The 19,017-nt window shown below is 63.8% G+C and carries 17 protein-coding genes and 3 tRNA genes; 16 read left to right on the forward strand and 4 right to left on the reverse strand.

Going from position 1 to position 19,017, the window contains the following annotated elements; translation table 11 throughout:
• Positions 1 to 228 precede the first annotated feature (228 nt).
• Positions 229 to 2,271: a sigma-54-dependent Fis family transcriptional regulator gene (locus V6M37_RS05830; protein WP_332671587.1), complete on the forward strand. Its 2,043-nt coding sequence runs from the start codon at positions 229 to 231 to the stop codon at positions 2,269 to 2,271.
• A gap of 136 nt (positions 2,272 to 2,407) precedes the next feature.
• Positions 2,408 to 3,853, forward strand: a complete 1,446-nt coding sequence (locus tag V6M37_RS05835) for a mannose-1-phosphate guanylyltransferase/mannose-6-phosphate isomerase (RefSeq protein ID WP_332671588.1) — start codon at positions 2,408 to 2,410, stop codon at positions 3,851 to 3,853.
• Positions 3,854 to 3,890: 37 nt separating this feature from the next.
• Here V6M37_RS05835 and V6M37_RS05840 read toward each other — a convergent pair whose 3' ends face one another.
• Positions 3,891 to 4,688, reverse strand: a complete 798-nt coding sequence (locus V6M37_RS05840) for an outer membrane protein assembly factor BamD (protein WP_332671589.1) — start codon at positions 4,686 to 4,688, stop codon at positions 3,891 to 3,893.
• Between the two features lie 13 nt (positions 4,689 to 4,701).
• Here V6M37_RS05840 and rluD point away from each other — a divergent pair, with 13 nt between their 5' ends.
• Both rluD and pgeF read left to right on the forward strand, forming a co-directional pair.
• Positions 4,702 to 5,661, forward strand: coding sequence for a 23S rRNA pseudouridine(1911/1915/1917) synthase RluD (rluD, locus tag V6M37_RS05845; protein WP_332671590.1), 960 nt, complete (start codon positions 4,702 to 4,704; stop codon positions 5,659 to 5,661).
• Positions 5,658 to 6,395 (forward strand): peptidoglycan editing factor PgeF, encoded by a 738-nt coding sequence (gene pgeF, locus V6M37_RS05850; protein WP_332671591.1) that lies wholly within the window; start codon positions 5,658 to 5,660, stop codon positions 6,393 to 6,395. Before rluD ends, pgeF begins: the two co-directional genes overlap by 4 nt.
• Before the next feature lie 17 nt (positions 6,396 to 6,412).
• On the opposite strand, the gene V6M37_RS05855 is transcribed toward pgeF, so the two are convergent.
• Positions 6,413 to 6,637, reverse strand: coding sequence for a hypothetical protein (locus V6M37_RS05855; RefSeq protein ID WP_332671592.1), 225 nt, complete (start codon positions 6,635 to 6,637; stop codon positions 6,413 to 6,415).
• 122 nt (positions 6,638 to 6,759) lie between these two features.
• Here V6M37_RS05855 and phaC point away from each other — a divergent pair, with 122 nt between their 5' ends.
• From phaC to V6M37_RS05910, 11 genes are all read left to right on the forward strand, one after another.
• Positions 6,760 to 8,502: a class I poly(R)-hydroxyalkanoic acid synthase gene (gene phaC, locus V6M37_RS05860; RefSeq protein WP_332671593.1), complete on the forward strand. Its 1,743-nt coding sequence runs from the start codon at positions 6,760 to 6,762 to the stop codon at positions 8,500 to 8,502.
• 108 nt (positions 8,503 to 8,610) lie between these two features.
• On the forward strand, positions 8,611 to 9,351 hold the full coding sequence (gene phbB / locus V6M37_RS05865; RefSeq protein WP_332671594.1) for an acetoacetyl-CoA reductase: 741 nt from the start codon (positions 8,611 to 8,613) through the stop codon (positions 9,349 to 9,351).
• A gap of 219 nt (positions 9,352 to 9,570) precedes the next feature.
• The gene (locus V6M37_RS05870; RefSeq protein ID WP_332671595.1) at positions 9,571 to 10,311 is read left to right on the forward strand and encodes a beta-ketoacyl-ACP reductase; all 741 of its coding nucleotides are present in this window, start codon (positions 9,571 to 9,573) and stop codon (positions 10,309 to 10,311) included.
• Positions 10,312 to 10,447: 136 nt separating this feature from the next.
• Positions 10,448 to 11,086: a polyhydroxyalkanoate synthesis repressor PhaR gene (gene phaR / locus V6M37_RS05875; protein ID WP_332671596.1), complete on the forward strand. Its 639-nt coding sequence runs from the start codon at positions 10,448 to 10,450 to the stop codon at positions 11,084 to 11,086.
• A gap of 52 nt (positions 11,087 to 11,138) precedes the next feature.
• A complete protein-coding gene (gene rimO, locus V6M37_RS05880; RefSeq protein ID WP_332671597.1) occupies positions 11,139 to 12,470 on the forward strand; it encodes a 30S ribosomal protein S12 methylthiotransferase RimO in 1,332 nt (443 codons plus the stop codon).
• Positions 12,467 to 13,420: a patatin-like phospholipase RssA gene (gene rssA / locus V6M37_RS05885; protein WP_332671602.1), complete on the forward strand. Its 954-nt coding sequence runs from the start codon at positions 12,467 to 12,469 to the stop codon at positions 13,418 to 13,420. The genes rimO and rssA overlap by 4 nt, the downstream gene beginning before the upstream one ends.
• Positions 13,421 to 13,436: 16 nt before the next feature.
• Positions 13,437 to 14,843, forward strand: coding sequence for an FAD-binding oxidoreductase (locus tag V6M37_RS05890; RefSeq protein ID WP_332671598.1), 1,407 nt, complete (start codon positions 13,437 to 13,439; stop codon positions 14,841 to 14,843).
• Positions 14,844 to 14,915: 72 nt separating this feature from the next.
• A tRNA-Ala gene (locus V6M37_RS05895) sits at positions 14,916 to 14,991 on the forward strand.
• A gap of 18 nt (positions 14,992 to 15,009) precedes the next feature.
• Positions 15,010 to 15,085, forward strand: a tRNA-Glu gene (locus V6M37_RS05900).
• 67 nt (positions 15,086 to 15,152) lie between these two features.
• A tRNA-Asp gene (locus V6M37_RS05905) sits at positions 15,153 to 15,229 on the forward strand.
• 433 nt (positions 15,230 to 15,662) lie between these two features.
• Complete coding sequence (locus tag V6M37_RS05910; protein ID WP_332671599.1) at positions 15,663 to 16,514, forward strand: 3-hydroxybutyryl-CoA dehydrogenase; 852 nt, start codon at positions 15,663 to 15,665, stop codon at positions 16,512 to 16,514.
• A gap of 220 nt (positions 16,515 to 16,734) precedes the next feature.
• Here the strand turns inward: V6M37_RS05910 and rho are convergent, their stop codons facing one another.
• Positions 16,735 to 17,994 (reverse strand): transcription termination factor Rho, encoded by a 1,260-nt coding sequence (gene rho, locus V6M37_RS05915; RefSeq protein WP_332671600.1) that lies wholly within the window; start codon positions 17,992 to 17,994, stop codon positions 16,735 to 16,737.
• A gap of 134 nt (positions 17,995 to 18,128) precedes the next feature.
• Complete coding sequence (gene trxA, locus V6M37_RS05920) at positions 18,129 to 18,455, reverse strand: thioredoxin TrxA (RefSeq protein ID WP_332671601.1); 327 nt, start codon at positions 18,453 to 18,455, stop codon at positions 18,129 to 18,131.
• A gap of 273 nt (positions 18,456 to 18,728) precedes the next feature.
• On the opposite strand from trxA, the gene fdxA reads away from it, so the two are divergent.
• A partial coding sequence (gene fdxA, locus V6M37_RS05925) for a ferredoxin FdxA (protein ID WP_332671603.1) occupies positions 18,729 to 19,017 on the forward strand: 289 nt, incomplete at its 3' end.

Here is a 19,017-nt window from a genome sequence, read left to right on the forward strand (position 1 = left end):
CACTATTGCCGGCATGTTAGCAATTGTTCGTGCCGCTCGTGATGTGGCATCGCCTTTGCTATTTTTTACCATCCATGTCGACAGGACGACATGGTTTCTTTGTTGCTGGAGAGCGTACCGACGTATAAAACATCTAACGTGGGCTTCGCGCGCAGAACGACAGGACACAGTCCAAATGACCGCACTTGGAGCGGCCGCCGCGAAGCACCCGAAAGGAGGAGAGACTGAATGACACGGATTTCCGAAGGGCAGAGGTTTTCCGATCCCGGCAACGACGCGATGATCATGGCGGCGTGGGAACGGTTTCTCGATGGCACCCGGCGCCCCAGCGATTCGCTGCGGTCGCTCGTGGACGGCTCGTGGCAGCGCTGCCAGCAGCACAACGTCGACCCCGACAAGCGCAGCGCTCCGCCCCCGGTCGAGGCGTCAACGCTGGCCGCAATGAAGCAGAACCACAGCGAGTTGCTCGAGGCGAGCGCCCCCATCATGGCGTATGCGCGCGATTTTCTCGCAGAAACGGGCACCGTGATGGCGCTCGCGGACACGAGCTGCACGATCCTGACGATGGAAGGCGACGACCCGACGCTCGGCGTCGCCGAGAGCATCCACCTGCTGCCCGGCGTTGCTTGGAGCGAACGCCTGTGCGGCACGAACGCGATCGGCACGGCGCTCGCAGTCGGCGAGCCGGTGCAGATCCATTCCGCCGAGCATTACTGCGCGGGCATCAAGCGGTGGACCTGTTCGGCGACGGTCATCCGCCACCCGCACGACGGCGAGATCATCGGCGTCGTCGACGTCTCCGGGCTTTCGGAAAGCTACAGCCGGCAGAGCCTCGCACTCGTCGTGACGACCGCGAGCCGCATCGAGAGCAAGATCGCGATGCGCGAGATGGAGCGGCGCTATCTGCTGCTCGACGCGTCGCTGCCCCGCTGGTCCGGCGGCACAGACGGACTCGTGCTGTTCGACCGCCGGGGTTATCCGGTGAAGGCGAACGAGATCGCCCAGGCCGCGATGTCCGCACTCGGGGCCGATCTCGATCTCGCGGCGCCGCGCCGCATTCCGTCGCTCGCGATCGGCGAGCGCGGCGAGCCGATCCAGGATTCGGGACTGCCGCCGTGGATGCGCAAGGAATGGCTGGAACCGGTCGTCGGCAAGACCGGCGCGCGCCTCGGGACCTTGCTCGTCCTGCCGCTGCCGCGCCTCGGCCGCACGATCGCCGGCGAGGGCGTCCGCGCGCTGTCGCATGAACCGGGGAATGCGCAGGGCATGCCTCCCGGGTTCTCGACTGTGATTACCCGCGACCCCGGGCTGCGCGACGCCGTGCGCAAGGCCGACCAGCTCGCTCGTTCGAAAGTCCCGGTGCTGCTGCTCGGCGAGACGGGTGCCGGCAAGGAGGAGTTCGCGCAGGGACTGCACCGCGCGAGCCCCTTCCGCGACGGGCCTTACGTCGCGCTCAATTGCGGCGGTCTTTCGCGCGAACTGCTCGCGAGCGAACTTTTCGGCTACGTGGACGGCGCATTCACCGGCGCCCGCCGCGGCGGCCTCGTCGGCAAGATCGAAGCAGCCAACGGCGGCACGCTATTCCTCGATGAAATCGGCGAGATGCCGCTGGACTTGCAGCCGCACCTGCTGCGCGTGCTCGAACAGAGCGAGATCTATCGTCTCGGCGAGAACGTGCCGCGGAAGGTCAATTTCCGCCTCGTCGCCGCGACGAACCGCGACCTGCGCAAGGAAGTTGCCGACGGCCGTTTCCGCATGGACTTCTACTATCGCGTCGCCGTCACGTCGATCCGCATTCCACCGCTACGCGACCGGAAGGGCGACGTTCGCGCGCTCGCCGAGCATTTCGTCGAGCGCTTCCGCAAGCAGCACGATCTCGGTCCGCGTCGGCTCCATGACGATGTGATCATTCGGCTCGAAGCCTACACGTGGCCCGGCAACGTCCGCGAGCTGCGCAACGTCATCGAAAGCATGCTGCTGATGAGCGACGGCGAAACGGTCGGTCTCGACGCGCTGCCGCCGGAGCTGCTCGGCGCCGCGCCGGCGTCCGAACCGTTTTTTTCCGCAGTCGCGGGGACGGTGCCTTCGGCAGCGTTGCAGGTCAACAGCATGGCGGAAGGCGAAGCGGAACTGATCCGCCGCGCGATTGCGGCGACCCACGGCAACCTGACCCGCGCGGCTCGCGAACTCGCGATCGCGAAGAGCACGCTGTATCAGAAGGTGAAGCTCTACGGGCTCGAGTGCGATATCTTCCGCGTGCGTGCGAGCTGACGGGAAACGAGGGATCACATTCTCTTGCAGCTCCCCGCCATGGCATCGGGATTTGTGTCGTATTCTCGGACGGGCGCGGCCCGCTTACGGTTTTCCCCGCGGCGGCGCGCCCCCTGAATTTCGACGGTAGAGATCCATGAAACTCCACCCTGTAATCCTGTCCGGCGGTTCCGGCACGCGGCTGTGGCCGCTGTCCCGCGAGCAGTATCCGAAACAACTGTTGGCGCTGATCGGCGACACGACGATGCTGCAGCAGACGGCGCGCCGCCTCGACGGTTTTTCGGGCGCGCTGCCGGTCGCCGATCGTCCGCTGGTCGTCTGCAATGAGGAATACCGCTTCATCACCGCGGAGCAGATGCGGGCCACGGCCTGCCCGGATTGCCGCATCCTGCTCGAGCCCGCCGGGCGCAATACCGCACCGGCGCTGACGCTCGCCGCGCTGAGCGTGCGGCGCGACTGGGACGACGGCGTGCTCCTCGTGATGCCGGCCGATCATGTCATCCGCGACACCCAGGCTTTCCACCGCACCGTCGACGTCGGCATCGAAGCCGCGCTCGCGGGCGCGATGGTGACGTTCGGCATCGTGCCTGAGCGCGCGGAAACCGGCTACGGCTACATCCGGGTCGGCGAGGAGACGAGTCCGGGCGTCCACGATGTCGCGTCCTTCGTCGAGAAACCCGACGAGCGCACCGCGACCGAGTACGTCGCGAGCGGGGCCTACCTGTGGAACAGCGGCCTCTTCATGATGAAGGCGAGCACTTGGCTGAAGGCGCTCGCGCAGCTGAATCCCGACATGCTCGCCGCCTGCGAGTCGGCGTTCGAGGCCGCGCGGCACGACGCGGATTTCGTGCGAATCGGGCGCGAAGCGTTCGAAGCCTGCCCGTCGGACTCGATCGACTACGCGGTGATGGAAAAGCTCGCGGGAACGCCCGCGCTCGGCGTCGCGGCGAAGGTGGTGCCGATGTCGGTGGGGTGGTCCGACGTCGGCGCATGGGACGCGCTATGGGCGCTTGCCGACAAGGACGAGCAGGGGAACTCGGCACGCGGCGATGTGATGTTCGAGGGCACGACCGGGAGCCTCGTGCATGCGTCGAGCCGGATGGTCGTGTGCGTCGGCGTGGAGAACCTCGTGATCGTCGAGACGCCCGACGCGGTGATGGTCGCCGGCAAGGACCACACCCAGGACGTCAAGAAGATCGTCGCGCGGCTGAAATCCGAAAACCGGTCGCAGGCGCTCGCGCACCGCAAGATCCACCGGCCGTGGGGCTGCTACGACTCCATCGACAACGGCGGCCGTTTCCAGGTCAAGCACATCGAGGTCAAGCCGGGTGCGTCGCTGAGCCTGCAGATGCATCATCACCGCGCGGAGCACTGGATCGTCGTGCGCGGCACGGCGCGCGTCACCCGCGGGGACGAGACCTTCCTGCTGTCCGAGAACCAGTCGACCTACATTCCGCTCGGTGTAACGCACCGGCTGGAAAATCCGGGAAAGATGCTGCTCGAGATGATCGAGGTCCAGTCGGGCAGCTATCTCGGCGAGGACGACATCGTCCGCTTCGAGGATACCTACGGGCGGAACTGAACCGACGCGGCCGGGCGGGAGTCCGGCCGCGCAGCGCTCACCAGAGCTGCCACCAGGGCCGGTTGTCCTGCGGGCCGCCGGCGAAATACACGCTGTTCGGGAAGTTCTTGCGCATCACGCGTTCGGCGTCGTCGCGCAGCTCGGTCAGGCCGAGCGTGTCGTAGCTCTTGACGAGCAGGAACAGCGCTTCTTCGGTCGCTGGCGCCTGCGGGTAAGTCGTCAGCGCCGCCTTCGCGCGGTTGATCGCCGCGATGTGCGCGCCGCGCCGCGAGTAGTACCGGGCGACGTGAACTTCGTGCGACGCGAGCGCGTTGACGAGGTACTGCATGCGCTGGCGAGCGTCTTCCGCGTAGCGGCTTTCCGGGAAACGGTTAACGAGCTGCGCGAAGGTGTCGAACGATTCCTGCGCGCCTTTCGGATCGCGTTCCGAGAGATCCTGGTTCGACAGGCCCGCGAGCAGGCCGAGGTCCTCGTTGAAGGTCGCGAGTCCCTTCAGGTAGTACGCGTAGTCGGCGTTCGGATGGTTCGGATGCAGCTTGATGAAGCGGTCGGCCGCCGCGATCGCGAGCGCGGGTTCGGCCGACTTGAAGTGCGCGTAAGCGACCTCGATCTGCGCCTGCTGCGCGTAGCGGCCGTATGGATAGCGGGCCTCGAGCTTTTCGAACAGCTTGATCGCCTGTTCGTAATTGCCTTCGGTCATCAAGGTCTTGGCTTCGGTGTAGAGACGCTGCGCGTTCCAGCCCGCGGTCTCGTCGATCTGCTCCGGCAGAAGCCCGCAGCCGCCGAGCAGCAAGGCGCCGATAACCGCTAAACTCCGAAGGGTGAACCTGGCCATCGAAAAAACTCGCGTGAATGAACCGGACGATTATAGCCCAGAGGATGAGGGCGCTTTACACCACGAACTGACGATTCCGGCCGACTGCGCGGGACTTCGGCTCGACCAGGCGCTCGCCCGGCTGTTCCCGTCGCATTCGCGCAGCCGACTCCAGGGTTGGCTGAAAGCGGGTCGGGTGAACCTCGACGGCGCCCAGCCCGATGCGAAGTTCAAGGTGTGGGGCGGGGAAGCGCTCCAGGTCGATGCCGCGCCGCCGCCGGAGGCGATCGCCGGCGCGCCGGAGGATATTCCCCTTGCGGTGGTCCATGAGGACGACGCGATCCTCGTCATTGACAAGCCGGTCGGCCTCGTCGTCCATCCCGGGAGCGGCAACTGGAGCGGCACGCTGCTCAATGCGCTGTTGCACCACGCGCCCGCGCTCGGGAGCGTGCCGCGGGCGGGCATCGTGCACCGGCTCGACAAAGACACCAGCGGCCTGCTCGTTGTCGCCAAAACGCTCGAAGCGCAGACCGATCTCGTCCGGCAGTTGCAGGCGCGGACGGTCGGGCGCCATTACCTCGCGCTCGTGCATCGCGTCGTGTCCGGCAGCGGGACCGTCGAGGCACCGATCGGCCGCCACCCGACCCAGCGCGTGCGGATGGCGGTCGTCCAGTCCGGACGTCCTGCCGTCACGCATTACCTCGTCCGCGAGCGCTTCGAACGCGCGACCCTCGTCGAATGCCGTCTCGAGACCGGCCGCACGCACCAGATCCGTGTCCACATGGCGAACATCGGCCATCCGCTCGTCGGCGATGCGACGTACGGGCTGCGCCGCAGCGGCGATCGACTGCTCGACGAGTTCCCGCGGCAGGCGCTGCACGCGTTTCGCCTTGGCCTGCGACATCCGGTGACGCATGAGGAAATGTCGTGGGAGTCCGCGCTGCCGCGCGATTTCGAGGATCTCCTGGCTCGGCTCCGGGTGCCGCAGCCATGACCGGCGGTGACTGGCTCGAACCGGACTGGCCGGCACCCGCGAACGTCAAGGCGCTGGTGACGACCCGCAACGGCGGGGTCAGCGTCGGGCCGTACGCGAGCCTCAACCTCGGCCTGCACGTCGGCGATGCGCCCGACGCGGTCACTCGGAACCGCGCGCTGCTGCGCGCCCGCCTGCCGGCCGAGCCGCTATGGCTCGATCAGGTGCACGGGACGGCCGTCGCGGACGCCGACGAGAATACCGGCCCCGTCCGGGCCGACGCGTCCATCGCCACGCGCCCTCGGGTGGTCTGCGCGGTGATGACCGCCGACTGCCTTCCGGTCCTCTTCTGCAACGAAGGAGGGACGGTCGCCGCCGCGACGCATGCGGGATGGCGAGGACTCGCGGCGGGCGTCCTCGATGCGACCCTCGCGCGCATGGGCGAGCGACCCGAAAACGTCCTCGCATGGCTCGGGCCCGCGATCGGGCCGCGGGCGTTCGAAGTCGGCGACGACGTTCGCAACTGCTTCGTCGCGGCAGACCCGCTCGCGGCCGCCGCGTTTCGTCCGGCAGGAGCTGCCGGCAAATGGATGGGCGACCTTTTCATGCTCGCGCGGCTCCGTCTTCGGAAACTCGGTATCGAGCGTATATATGGCGGTGAAATATGTACCTACTTTTCGCCGGACCATTTTTTTTCATACCGTAGAGATGGTACGACGGGTCGCTTTGCTTCGGTAGTCTGGCTTTCGGAGTAGCCTAACTGCATGATTTGCTATTGCTTTACGTCCGGATCGGCACTATCGTTCGCACCTGTCTTTTCGCCGCCGACGTCCTTCGACGCGTGACGATGCCGCGCGGGAGTACCGACGAGCCACAGGAACAGGCCGAGCGGCCCGACACCCCAGAAGACGAACGTGAGCACGCCGCCGACTACGGTCGTATCCGAGACGGCGGCGAGCAGCACGACGTAGAGCCACGCGATTGCGACGATATACATGAGCTGATTCTACAGGCTTGTGCCTGCGGCCCTCCTTGCCCGGCAAGTCACGGTGGAAGCAGCAACGGAAATGCGGGGGAGGGCGGACGGCGCATCCCCGGAAGATGCCTCAGGAGGGGCGGATGTCTGATTCGGAAGATAAGGGGCCGAACGCGGCGATGCTCGGGATGCTGCAGTTCGGCCAGGCGATGGCGCAGAATTTTTTCGACGCGGTGGCGCGCCAGCACGCGGCGATGGAGAACAGCAGCGGCGCTGCGGTGGAGCGCCTGCCGCTCCCGGAAGCCGAGGAGTTCGGCCGTCTGCAGCAGCGTTTCGCGGAGCGCCACACGGCCCTGTGGTCGTCGATGCTGCAGCGCAAGCCGGGCGAGAAGTCCGAGCCGATCGTGACGCCGGAGCCGGGCGACCGGCGGTTCGCAGCGCAGGAATGGGCGGAAAGCCCGATGTACGACTATGTGCGTCAAGCCTATCTGTTGAACTCGGAGTTCCTGAAGCAGGTTTCCGACGCGATGCCGATGGCCGATGGCCGCGCGAAGTCGCGCGTGCGCTTCCTCACCCGCCAATACATCGATGCGCTCGCGCCGTCGAACTTTGCCGCGACGAACCCTGAATTCATCAAGGTCGCTCTCGCGTCGAAGGGCGAAAGCATCACGACCGGCCTGAAGAACCTCATCGCCGATCTCGAACGCGGTCACATCTCGATGACTGACGAGTCCGCGTTCGAGGTCGGGCGCAATCTCGGGATCACGCCGGGCTCGGTCATCTATGAAAATGAACTGATTCAGCTGATCCAGTACGCGCCACTGACTGACAAGGTTGCGCAGACGCCGCTGCTCATCGTTCCGCCGAGCATCAACAAGTTCTACGTCCTGGATCTCCAGGCCGAGAACTCGCTGGTGCGCTTCATCGTCGAGCAGGGCTTCACCGTTTTCCTCGTGTCATGGAAGAACGTGCAGCCCGACGAGTCGCGGTTCACCTGGGACGATTATCTCGACAAGGGCGTGCTCAGCTCGCTCGACGTCGTGCGCGCCGTCACCCGCGTCAAGAAGCCGAACGTGCTCGGATTCTGCGTCGGCGGCACGATCCTGACGTCGGCGGTGGCGGTCGCGCGGGCGCGGGGCGAGGATCCGGTCGAAAGCCTGACGCTGATGACGACGCTGCTCGATTTCGCCGATGCCGGCGAACTCGGCTGTCTCGTCGATGAAGCCAGCGTCGCTGCGCGCGAGGCCGCGATCGGCAAGAGCGGACTGCTCAAGGGACAGGAACTGGCGAACGTGTTCTCGTCGCTGCGCGCGAACGACTTGATCTGGCAGTACGTCGTCGGCAACTACCTGAAGGGGGGCAAGCCGCCCGCGTTCGACCTGCTGTACTGGAATTCCGATAGCACGAACCTGCCCGGACCGTTCCTCACTTGGTACCTGCGCAACATGTATCTCGAGAACAACCTTCGGGTTCCCGGCAAGCTGAAGATGCTGGGCGTCAAGGTGGACCTCGGGAAGATCGACGCGCCCGCCTACGTGCTCGCGACGCGCGAAGACCACATCGTGCCTTGGAAGGGTGCCTACCTGTCCCGGGGGCTGCTCGGCGGCGACGCGACTTTCGTGCTCGGGGCGAGCGGACATATTGCCGGCGCGATCAACCCCGCGTCGAAGAACCGGCGCAGCTTCTGGACGAACCCCTCCGGCGTCGCCGACCCGGACGAATGGCTGGAGGGCGCGTCCGAACGCAAGGGCAGTTGGTGGCTGCACTGGATCGAGTGGCTCAAGCTGCGCGGCGGCAAGCAGGTCGCCGCGCGGGGCCGGGCAGGAAATGCGAAATACGAACCGATCGAGCCAGCGCCCGGCCGGTATGTGAAAGAAAAGGCCTGACAAAGGCTGCGAAAACAAGAATTACCTTGCGGTAGCGGATACGGGGGGCGCTGCCCGGCATTATTTGAAACCCTTCGAGAGATGGAAACGGAGAGAGGAGTAACAACAATGTCTAGAGTTGCACTTGTGACGGGCGGGATGGGCGGTTTGGGCGAGGCGGTCTGCATCAAGCTCGCCGCGCTGGGCTACAAGGTCGTGACGACCCATTCGCCGGGCAATACCAAGGCGTCCGAGTGGCTGAAGTCGATGAGCAACATGGGCTACTCGTTCAAGGGCTACCCCTGCGACGTCTCGGACTTCGAGTCCTGCAAGGCTTGTGTCGAAGCCGTCACCCAGGAAGTCGGCGCGATCGACGTGCTCGTCAACAACGCCGGCATCACGCGCGATATGACCTTCCGCAAGATGACGAAGGCCGATTGGGATGCGGTGATTAGCACCAACCTCGACAGCGTCTTCAACATGACCAAGCAGGTCATGGACGGCATGGTCGAGCGCAAGTGGGGGCGCGTCATCAACGTCTCGTCCGTGAACGGGCAGAAGGGCGCGTTCGGCCAGACCAACTACTCCGCAGCCAAGGCCGGCATGCACGGCTTCACGAAGGCGCTGGCGCTCGAAGTCGCGCGCTCGGGCGTGACCGTCAACACGATCTCGCCGGGATACATCGGCACGAAGATGGTCATGGCGATCCCGCAGGAGATCCTCGACTCGAAGATCCTCCCGCAGATTCCGGTTTCCCGTCTGGGCAAGCCGGAAGAAATCGCGGGCCTCGTCGCGTATCTTTCGTCCGAGGAGGCCGCGTTCGTCACCGGCGCCAACATCTCGATCAACGGCGGCCAGCACATGTTCTGATCGCCGAATATTTCTCCGACATAAGCGACGCGCCGCCTTCGGGCGGCGCGTCGTTTTTTTGCGATTTTGCATTGCAGCACGGCGCGCGGATGTGTCCTATAATCTGCGCACTTCGTGGTAATGAACCTACGGATTCGTTCAACTGGGGAGCGGGGCAGACGGCTACGGCTGCGATTGCCTGTTGTTTCTCATCACCGATTGCTGCAAGAGGATTGCAAGATGGTACAGAAAGTCGCACTCGTAACCGGCGCGATGGGCGGTCTAGGTACCGCCATTTGCCAGGCTCTGGCCAAGGACGGAATGACCGTCGTCGCGAACTGTCTGCCCGGTTTCCCGCAGAAGGACGAGTGGCTCGCCCGCCAGAAGGAATTGGGCTTCGAATTCGTTGCGGCCGAAGGCGACGTCTCCGACTACGAGTCGTGCAAGTCGATGGTTGGCAAGATCGAGTCGGACGTCGGCCCGATCGACGTTCTCGTGAACAACGCCGGCATCACTCGCGACAAGTTCTTCCCGAAGATGGAAAAGGCGCAGTGGGACGCGGTGATCAACACCAACCTCAACAGCCTCTTCAACGTGACGCACCACATTTCGCCCAAGATGGCGGAGCGCGGTCGCGGACGGATCATCAACATCTCGTCGGTCAACGGCGTCAAGGGGCAGGCCGGTCAGACGAACTATTCGACCGCGAAAGCAGGCGTGCTCGGTTTCACGAAGGCGCTCGCTGCCGAACTCGCGACCAAGGGCGTCACGGTCAATGCGATCGCCCCGGGCTATATCGGCACCGAAATGGTCATGGCGATCCGCGAAGACATCCGCCAGGGCATTATCGATACGGTGCCCATGAAGCGGCTCGGCAAGCCGGAAGAAATCGGCGCCCTTTGCTCGTATCTCGCGTCGGACCTCGCGGGCTATGTGACCGGCGCGACGATCAATATCAACGGCGGACTCCACATGTGCTGAACCGGCGTTCGACGTATCCCTCGTGAATGCGGGGCCCCGCCGAATGGCGGGGCTTTTGCTTAGCGGCGCGGTATAATTTTGTGCAGACGCAAATACGCATAGAGCGGAACCACCGCCGCCGAGGAGAATAGCGAACATGGCCGGATCAGCCCGCCTCATCAAGAAGTATCCCAACCGCCGTTTGTACGACACCCGGACGAGTTCCTACATAACGCTCGCCGACGTGAAGGAACTGGTCGTCGGGCGGGAAGAGTTCCAGGTCGTCGATGCGAAGACCGGCGAAGATCTCACGCGGAGCATTCTGCTGCAGATCATCCTCGAGGAAGAAGCGGGCGGCGCGCCGATGTTCACCAGCGACCTGCTCGCGCACATGATCCGCTTCTACGGCAACGCGACGCAGGGGATGATGGGCAAATACCTCGAGAACAACATCAAGGCATTCACCGAAATGCAGGGAAAGCTCCAGGAGCAGGCCCAGGCGATCTACGGTGAAAACAGCCCGATCAGCCAAGACCTGTGGGCGCAGTTCCTGAACTTCCAGGGACCGGCGTTGCAAAGCGTGATGGGCACCTACGTCGAGCAGAGCAAGAAGATGTTCTCGCAGATGCAGGAGCAGATTGAAAGCCAGACCCGCAACATCTTCACGGGCTTTCCGTTCCCGAATTACACCCCGGCCGCGAAGGAGCCGCAGGTGCCCAGGCAGGGCCCGGCGGACGAAATGAGCGACGGTCCGGATTCCACCACCGGCAAGGGCGGCCGTCCCGTCCAGAAATAAGGCGACCCCGCGCCGACGTTCGAGGTCGCCGCAGAGGGGTCCGGCAGAGAGCATGAAGCAACAGAAACTCCAGGGCGTGCCGCGCGTCGGCTTCGTCTCCCTCGGCTGCCCGAAGGCGACCGTGGACTCCGAACACATCCTTACGCGCCTTCGGGCCGAGGGCTACGACATTTCGGGCAGCTACGACGATGCAGATCTCGTCGTCGTCAATACCTGCGGCTTCATCGACGCGGCCGTCGAGGAATCCCTCGACGCGATCGGCGAGGCGCTCGCGGAAAACGGGAAGGTGATCGTCACCGGCTGCCTCGGCGCGAAGGACGACGTCGTGCGGGCGGCGCATCCGCAGGTACTCGCGGTCACCGGCCCCCACGCGACCGACGCGGTGATGAAGGCCGTGCATCAGCATCTGCCCAAGCCGCACGATCCATTCACCGATCTCGTTCCGCCGCAAGGCATTCGCCTGACGCCGAATCACTACGCGTACCTGAAGATTTCGGAAGGCTGCAATCACCGCTGCTCGTTCTGCATCATCCCGTCGATGCGCGGCGATCTCGTCAGTCGTCCGATCCACGAGGTCATGCGCGAGGCCGAATCGCTTGTCGACGCGGGCGTCAAGGAGCTGCTCGTCGTATCGCAGGACACGAGCGCGTACGGAGTCGACACGAAATACCGAACCGGATTCTGGAACGGACGCCCGCTGAAGACGCGACTGCTCGATCTCGCGAAGGCGCTTGGCGATCTCGGGGTGTGGGTGCGGATGCATTACGTCTATCCGTATCCGAGCGTCGACGAACTGATCCCGCTGATGGCCGAGGGCAAGATCCTGCCGTACCTCGACGTGCCTTTCCAGCACGCTAGCGCGCGGATTCTCAAGGCGATGAAACGCCCGGCGAATGCGGAGAACGTTCTCGAGCGCGTGCGGAAATGGCGAAGCATCTGCCCAGATCTCACGATTCGTTCGACCTTCATCACCGGTTTCCCGGGAGAAACCGACGAGGATTTCGAGGAGTTGCTGCGGTTTCTCGAAGAGGCGCAGCTCGACCGGGTCGGCGCGTTCGCATACTCGCCGGTCGAAGGCGCGGAAGCGAATCGTCTGGAGAATCCCGTGCCCGAAGAGGTGCGCGAGGAGCGGCGTCAGCGGCTGATGGAATTTCAGGAGGACATCTCGACGCAGCGGCTCGAACGCTGGATCGATCGGGAGGTTACGGTGCTCGTCGAAGAGGTGGATGACGAAGGCGCTGTCGCGCGATCCCCCGGCGATGCGCCGGAGATCGACGGACTGGTCATCATCCCAAACGGCGAGGGCATGGAGCCGGGACAATTCACGCGCGTGCGCATCACCGACTGCGACGTGCACGATCTTTACGCCGAGCCGCTGAACTGACTTCCCTCCCCACGGCCTTCGAGCCGACCTCCCTGCGTGCCGGTCGAAAAGGGCCGGTAATTGGCCTGGCATTGGGCGGAGGGGCGGCACGGGGATGGGCGCATCTGGGCGTCTTGCGGGCGCTGGCGAAAGAAGGGATCGAGCCGCAGGTGGTCGCCGGCTGTTCGATCGGCGCGTTCGTCGGTGCAGCGTTCGCGGCGGGCGACCTCCCGAAGCTCACGGACTGGGCGCGAGCACTGAAGTGGCAGGATGTCGTTTCGCTGCTCGACGTGAGCCTGCGAGGCGGGCTGATTCGCGGGCAGAAGCTCATCCAGTTTTTCGAGCGCAATTTCGTCGACCGTGATTTCTCCGAGCTCGAATTGCCTTTCGCCTGTGTCGCGACCGAACTCGAAACAGGCCGTGAGTTCTGGCTGCGCGAGGGCAGCGTCTCGAAGGCGGTCCGCGCCTCGATCGCGCTTCCGGGCCTCCTTGCCCCGATCGTTCACCAGGGTCGGCTCCTCGTGGACGGGGGGCTCGTGAACCCGGTACCGGTGTCGCTGTGCCGTGCCCTGGGCGCCGATGTCGTGATCGCGGTCGACCTCGGGTCGGACGTGGTCGGCCGCTCCTGGCACCATTCGCCTGCGGAGCAGGAGAGGGGCGTCGGCTGGACGGAGCGTCTGCTCGGTCGCCTCGGCTTCCTCGGGAACGGTGCTTCGGGAAATGGTCAAACGTCGGTTGGCGAACCGAACCTGCCTTCATTGCTGACCGTGCTGACGAGCAGCATCAACATCATGCAGGTGCGCATCGCGCGCAGCCGCCTCGCGGGCGAACCCGCCGACGTGCAGCTTTCACCCCGTCTGGGTCATCTCGGGCCGATGGATTTCCACCGGGCTGAGGAGGCGATCATCGAAGGCGAGGCGGCGGTGGAACGCATGATTTCGGCCTTGCGACATGGTCTCGGCCGACTCTGACCGGAGGCGCCCGGACATGAACGAACTTCTCGGCTCCCTCGTTGCCGCGATCGGCGAGTCGCACGTGCTCACCGACATCGTCGATATGGCGCCCCATCTCACGGATTGGCGGGGCCGCTATACAGGCTCGGCGGTCGCGGTCGTGAAGCCCGGTAACACAGCCGAAGTGGCGGCCGTAGTCCGGGCGTGTGCGGCCGCAAACGTGGCGATGGTCCCGCAAGGCGGCAATACGGGCTTGTGCGGCGGCGCGACCCCGTTGAAGGACGGCGCGTCCGTCGTGATCAACCTTTCGCGCCTTAACCACATCCGCAGCATCGATCCGCTCAACGACACGATCGTCGTCGAAGCCGGTTGCACCCTGAGCGCACTTCAGGAAGCGGCTGCCGGCGCGGATCGCCTCTTTCCGCTTTCGCTTGCTTCGGAGGGGAGCTGCGAAATCGGCGGCAACCTCTCGACGAATGCCGGCGGCGTCCACGTGCTGCGGTACGGGAACATGCGCGAGCTGGTGCTCGGTCTCGAAGTCGTTCTGCCCGACGGGCGCGTGTGGGACGGGTTGCGGGGATTGCGCAAGGACAACACGGGCTACGATTTGAAGCAGCTCTTCATCGGTGCCGAGGGCACGCTCGGCATCATTACGGCCGCCGTACTCGAACTCTTTCCCCGACCGCGGAGCCATGCGACCGCGTGGGTAAGCGTTGCGGGCCCCGATGCAGCAGTTACTCTGCTCGGGCAACTGCGCCAGCACTGCGGAGACCGCGTCGCGGCGTTCGAGATCGCCGGCCGTTCGGCTATTCAGCTCGTGTTGCGGCACATCCCCGGCGCGCGCCCGCCGTTGACCGGCGACCCGGAATGGAGTGTCCTGATCGAACTCGAGGACGCGGCGCACGACGCCGCGCTCAATGATCTCCTCGAGCGCAAACTGGGCGAAGCGGTCGATGTCGGGCTCGTCGAGGACGCAGTGCTCGCAACGAGCCTTTCGCAGGCCGAGGCGCTCTGGGCACTGAGGGAAAACATCTCCGAGGCCCAGAGGGTCGAGGGTGTGAGCATCAAGCACGACATTTCGGTTCCCGTGAGCCGCATTCCGGAATTCATCGAACGGGCCGACGCCGCGCTTCTGCACGTCTGGCCGGACCTGCGGATCGTCACCTTCGGCCATATTGGCGACGGCAACCTGCATTACAACCTTTCCAAGCCCGACGCGGTGCAGAACGCCGACTTCATCGATCGGACGCCCGAGGTCAATCGCATCGTTCACGACCTGGTCGCCGAACTCGGCGGTTCGATTTCCGCCGAACATGGCCTCGGTCAACTCAAGCGCGCCGAGATCATCCGTTATAAGTCGGAGGTCGAGCTCGATCTGATGCGAACGATCAAGCGGAGCCTCGACCCCGCGGGGCTGATGAATCCAGGGAAGGTCGTCTGAATTCGGAATTCATGCAAAAACAGGCTTTACAGCCATCCGATGGCGCCCTATAATGCGCGCTCTTTCGGGCAAGGGGGTATAGCTCAGCTGGGAGAGCGCTTGCATGGCATGCAAGAGGTCAGCGGTTCGATCCCGCTTACCTCCACCAGCCGGAAGAATTGACGAAGTCCCCATCGTCTAGAGGCCTAGGACACCGCCCTTTCACGGCGATAACCGGGGTTCGAATCCCCGTGGGGACGCCAGTTACAAGGCGGAGCGTCACGACGACGAGCCGCAAGCCGACGAGAAATCGTCGGAGCAGGTCAAATTGGAGTGGTAGTTCAGTTGGTTAGAATACCGGCCTGTCACGCCGGGGGTCGCGGGTTCGAGCCCCGTCCACTCCGCCAACACGAAAAAGGAGCCTTCGGGCTCCTTTTTTTGCGTGTGCTGAGCATGCCGCGTAGTGCCGTGGGTAGTGCTGTTTTCCCCGCTATGGCGGTCGGGAAATGACGCGCTTACGCCGAGGTGCAACTCCGCTGCTCTCCGGCAGGAAGAGGGGCGGCAAGGTCACCGACGTCGCCTGTAAAGCGAATCCATGCTGCCGGAGCGCTGCGGGCGTTCCCTCGGTATCTCTCTTCTCCCGTGTTGTTCCGGCGTCTCGTTCGCTTCTCCTTGCGAGCGGCGCCTGCCAACGAATTGGGCGACAAAGCACCATGTTGGGCCGTTCTCGCATCGCTCGCCGCAAGCAGCCGAATTGCGTTAAAGTCCGCCCGTGCGCTCTGGTACGGCTCGGGGACGGTGCTGTCCGGAGGTGCGACAACAATAGGAGCGGATTAGACAATGAGCTTGAAGAAAATCGGAGTAGTGGGTGCCGGGACGATGGGCAACGGCATAACGCAGGCCTTCGCGGTTGCCGGTTTCGACGTCGTGATGAACGATATGGCCGACGCGGCAGTGCAGCGAGGGCTCGCGACGCTTTCGGGCAGTCTTGATCGGCTGATCAAGAAGGAGAAGATGACCGCCGCCCAGAAGACCGAAGTGCTCGGCCGGATAAGTACTTCGACCGACCTTTCCGCCCTTGCCGATTGCGACCTGGTGATCGAGGCGGCGACCGAGAACCTTCCGGTCAAGCTGAAGCTGTTCGGCCAAATCGACTCGACGGTGAAGCCGGACGCGATCATCGCGAGTAATACGTCGTCGATTTCGATCACCAAGCTCGCTGCGTCGACGGGCCGCGGCGACAGGGTGATCGGAATGCACTTTTTCAATCCGGTGCCAATGATGGCGCTCGTTGAAGTGATTCGCGGCCTGCAAACCTCTGACGAGACCTACGCCGCAGTCGAGGCTGTTGCGAAGGCGGTCGGGAAGGCGCCCGTACAGATCCGCAACAGTCCGGGTTTCGTCGTAAACCGCATGCTGTGCCCGATGATCAACGAAGCCATCTTCGCGCTCGGGGAGGGGTTGGCAACGGCCGCCGAGATCGACGAGGCGATGAAGCTGGGCTGCAATCATCCGGTGGGACCGCTCGCGTTGTGCGACATGATCGGACTGGACGTCGAACTCGCGGTGATGCAAGTGTTGTTCCAGGGCTTCAATGATCCGAAATACCGTCCCGCTCCGTTGCTCGTGGAGATGGTGGAAGCGGGTTATCTCGGGCGCAAGGCGGGGAAGGGCTTTTTCGACTACCAGTGAGCGCTGTTTGTCGGCGTCGAACGGAAGCAGTTCGGCGCCCGCTCTTCAGCGCACAGGATTCCGACAGCAGCCGTTCCTGCTATGGCGCGGGGAGGGCGCGGTCCCGCGGCGCGCTTCGCGAGCGAGCCGCGTGCGTGAGTGTGCGCGCCGGAGCTCGAAAAAAAACGCCACCTGAAACAAGTGGCGTTCTTGTCCTGCTGCCTGGTCGCAGCCCGAACGGTCAGCCGCGCCGCATCGCGTCGAAAAACTCGCCGTTGTTCTTCGTTGCCTTGATCTTGTCGAGCAGAAACTCCATCGCATCGATGTCGTCCATGCCGTACAGCAACTTGCGCAAGATCCAGACTTTCTGAAGGATGTCCGGTTTCATCAGCAACTCTTCGCGGCGCGTTCCGGAGCGGTTGACGTTGATCGCCGGGTACACCCGTTTTTCCGCCATCCGCCGGTCAAGGTGCAACTCCATGTTGCCGGTGCCCTTGAATTCCTCGTAGATGACGTCGTCCATCCGGCTGCCGGTGTCGATGAGTGCCGTGGCAATAATCGTCAGCGAACCGCCTTCCTCGATGTTCCTCGCTGCTCCAAAGAAGCGCTTGGGCTTCTGCAACGCGTTCGCATCCACGCCGCCGGTGAGCACCTTGCCCGACGCCGGCACGACGGTGTTGTAGGCGCGTGCGAGGCGAGTCAGCGAATCGAGGAGGATCACCACGTCCTTCTTGTGCTCGGTAAGCCGTTTCGCTTTCTCGATGACCATCTCGGCGACTTGAACGTGACGGGAGGCGGGCTCGTCGAACGTGGAGGCGACGACCTCCCCCTTCACCGAACGCTGCATTTCGGTCACTTCTTCAGGCCGTTCGTCGATCAGCAGCACGATCACGACTACGTCGGGATGATTCGCGGAGATCGCATGCGCGATGTGCTGCAACATGACCGTCTTGCCGCTTTTTGGCGGCGCGACGAGCAGGCCGCGCTGACCCTTGCCGATCGGCGCGACGATGTCGATCACTCGGCTGGTAATATTTTCCTCGCCGCGAATGTCGCGCTCGAGCTTCAGGCATGCGTTCGGATGCAGCGGCGTCAGATTCTCGAACAGGATCTTGTGCTTGCAAGCCTCGGGCGGCTGGCCGTTGATCTTGTCGAGCTTGACGAGCGCGAAGTAGCGCTCACCGTCCTTCGGTGTCCGAATCTCGCCCTCGATCGTGTCCCCGGTATGCAGATTGAAACGTCGGATCTGCGAGGGTGATACATAGATATCATCCGTGCCGGCAAGATACGAAATGTCCGGCGAGCGCAGGAATCCGAAACCGTCCGGCAGCACTTCGAGTGCGCCGTCGCCATAAATCGGCTCGCCCTTCTTCGCCCGATTCTTGAGCAGGGCGAAAACGAGTTCCTGTTTCCGAAGTCGGTTCGCACCGTCGATTTCGTTGGCGATTGCCATTTCCAGCAATTGGCTGACGTGGAGAGACTTGAGCTCCGATAGTTGCATGGCGAGAGGGCGCGACGGGGCGCGATTGGAGAAGCGGGGTGAAGGGAGAATCAGGAAGGGAGCGATTGCGGCGCCGGGAATTCCGGCAAGGTGCGGGTAGGCGCCGCAGAAACGAAGCGGGACTCTAGTCCGAGTCAGAGGTTGCTGTCAATGAATGCCGTCAGCTGCGATTTGGAGAGTGCGCCGACCTTCGTTGCTTCGACGTTACCGCCCTTGAAAAGCATCAGGGTCGGGATGCCGCGGATTCCGAATTTCGCGGGCGTTTCCTGATTTTCATCGATGTTCAGCTTCGCGACTTTCAGTTTGCCGGCGTAGTCCTTCGCGACATCGTCCAGGATCGGCGCGATCATCTTGCACGGGCCGCACCACTCCGCCCAGTAATCGACCAATACCGGCGTTTCCGACTGCAGCACTTCGGCTTCGAAACTGCCGTCGGTAACGTAATGAATATGCTCGCTCATGTTTCCTCGCGTGACGGGTTGCGGAATTGCCTAGGAGAGGGAGTGCGGGCTGGTGTCAGCCCGATCGACAGAGGCGGATTCGAGCCCCTGAGATGAAGTTTCCGAAAAGTTATGCCAACCCGGGCCCAACGTCAAGAAGTTCTCCGGCCCAAGGGCGAACGGCGCGTCCGTGGTTCTGCCCGTCGTGGCGAAGCGGCGACGCTCTCGGCTATATTGTGGGAAATGCCGGTGCCGACCTCTGGCGCTGGGAAACGACGATCTGGAGTCCAAGCGATGACCTATGTTGTGACCGAAGCCTGCATCCGTTGCAAGTACACCGACTGTGTGGATGTGTGCCCTGTCGACTGTTTTCGGGAAGGCGCGAATTTTCTCGTGATCGACCCGACCGAATGCATCGATTGCACCCTTTGCGTCGCCGAGTGCCCGGTGGAGGCGATTTTCTCGGAAGATGACGTACCGGACGGGCAGCGCCAGTTCATCGCGTTGAACGCCGAACTCGCCGCACAGTGGAAACCGATCGTCGAGCGCAAGGATCCGCTTCCGGATGCCGAGGAGTGGGCCA

Origin of the sequence: Aromatoleum sp. (assembly GCF_036675785.1) — a bacterium.
Lineage (GTDB): Bacteria > Pseudomonadota > Gammaproteobacteria > Burkholderiales > Rhodocyclaceae > Aromatoleum.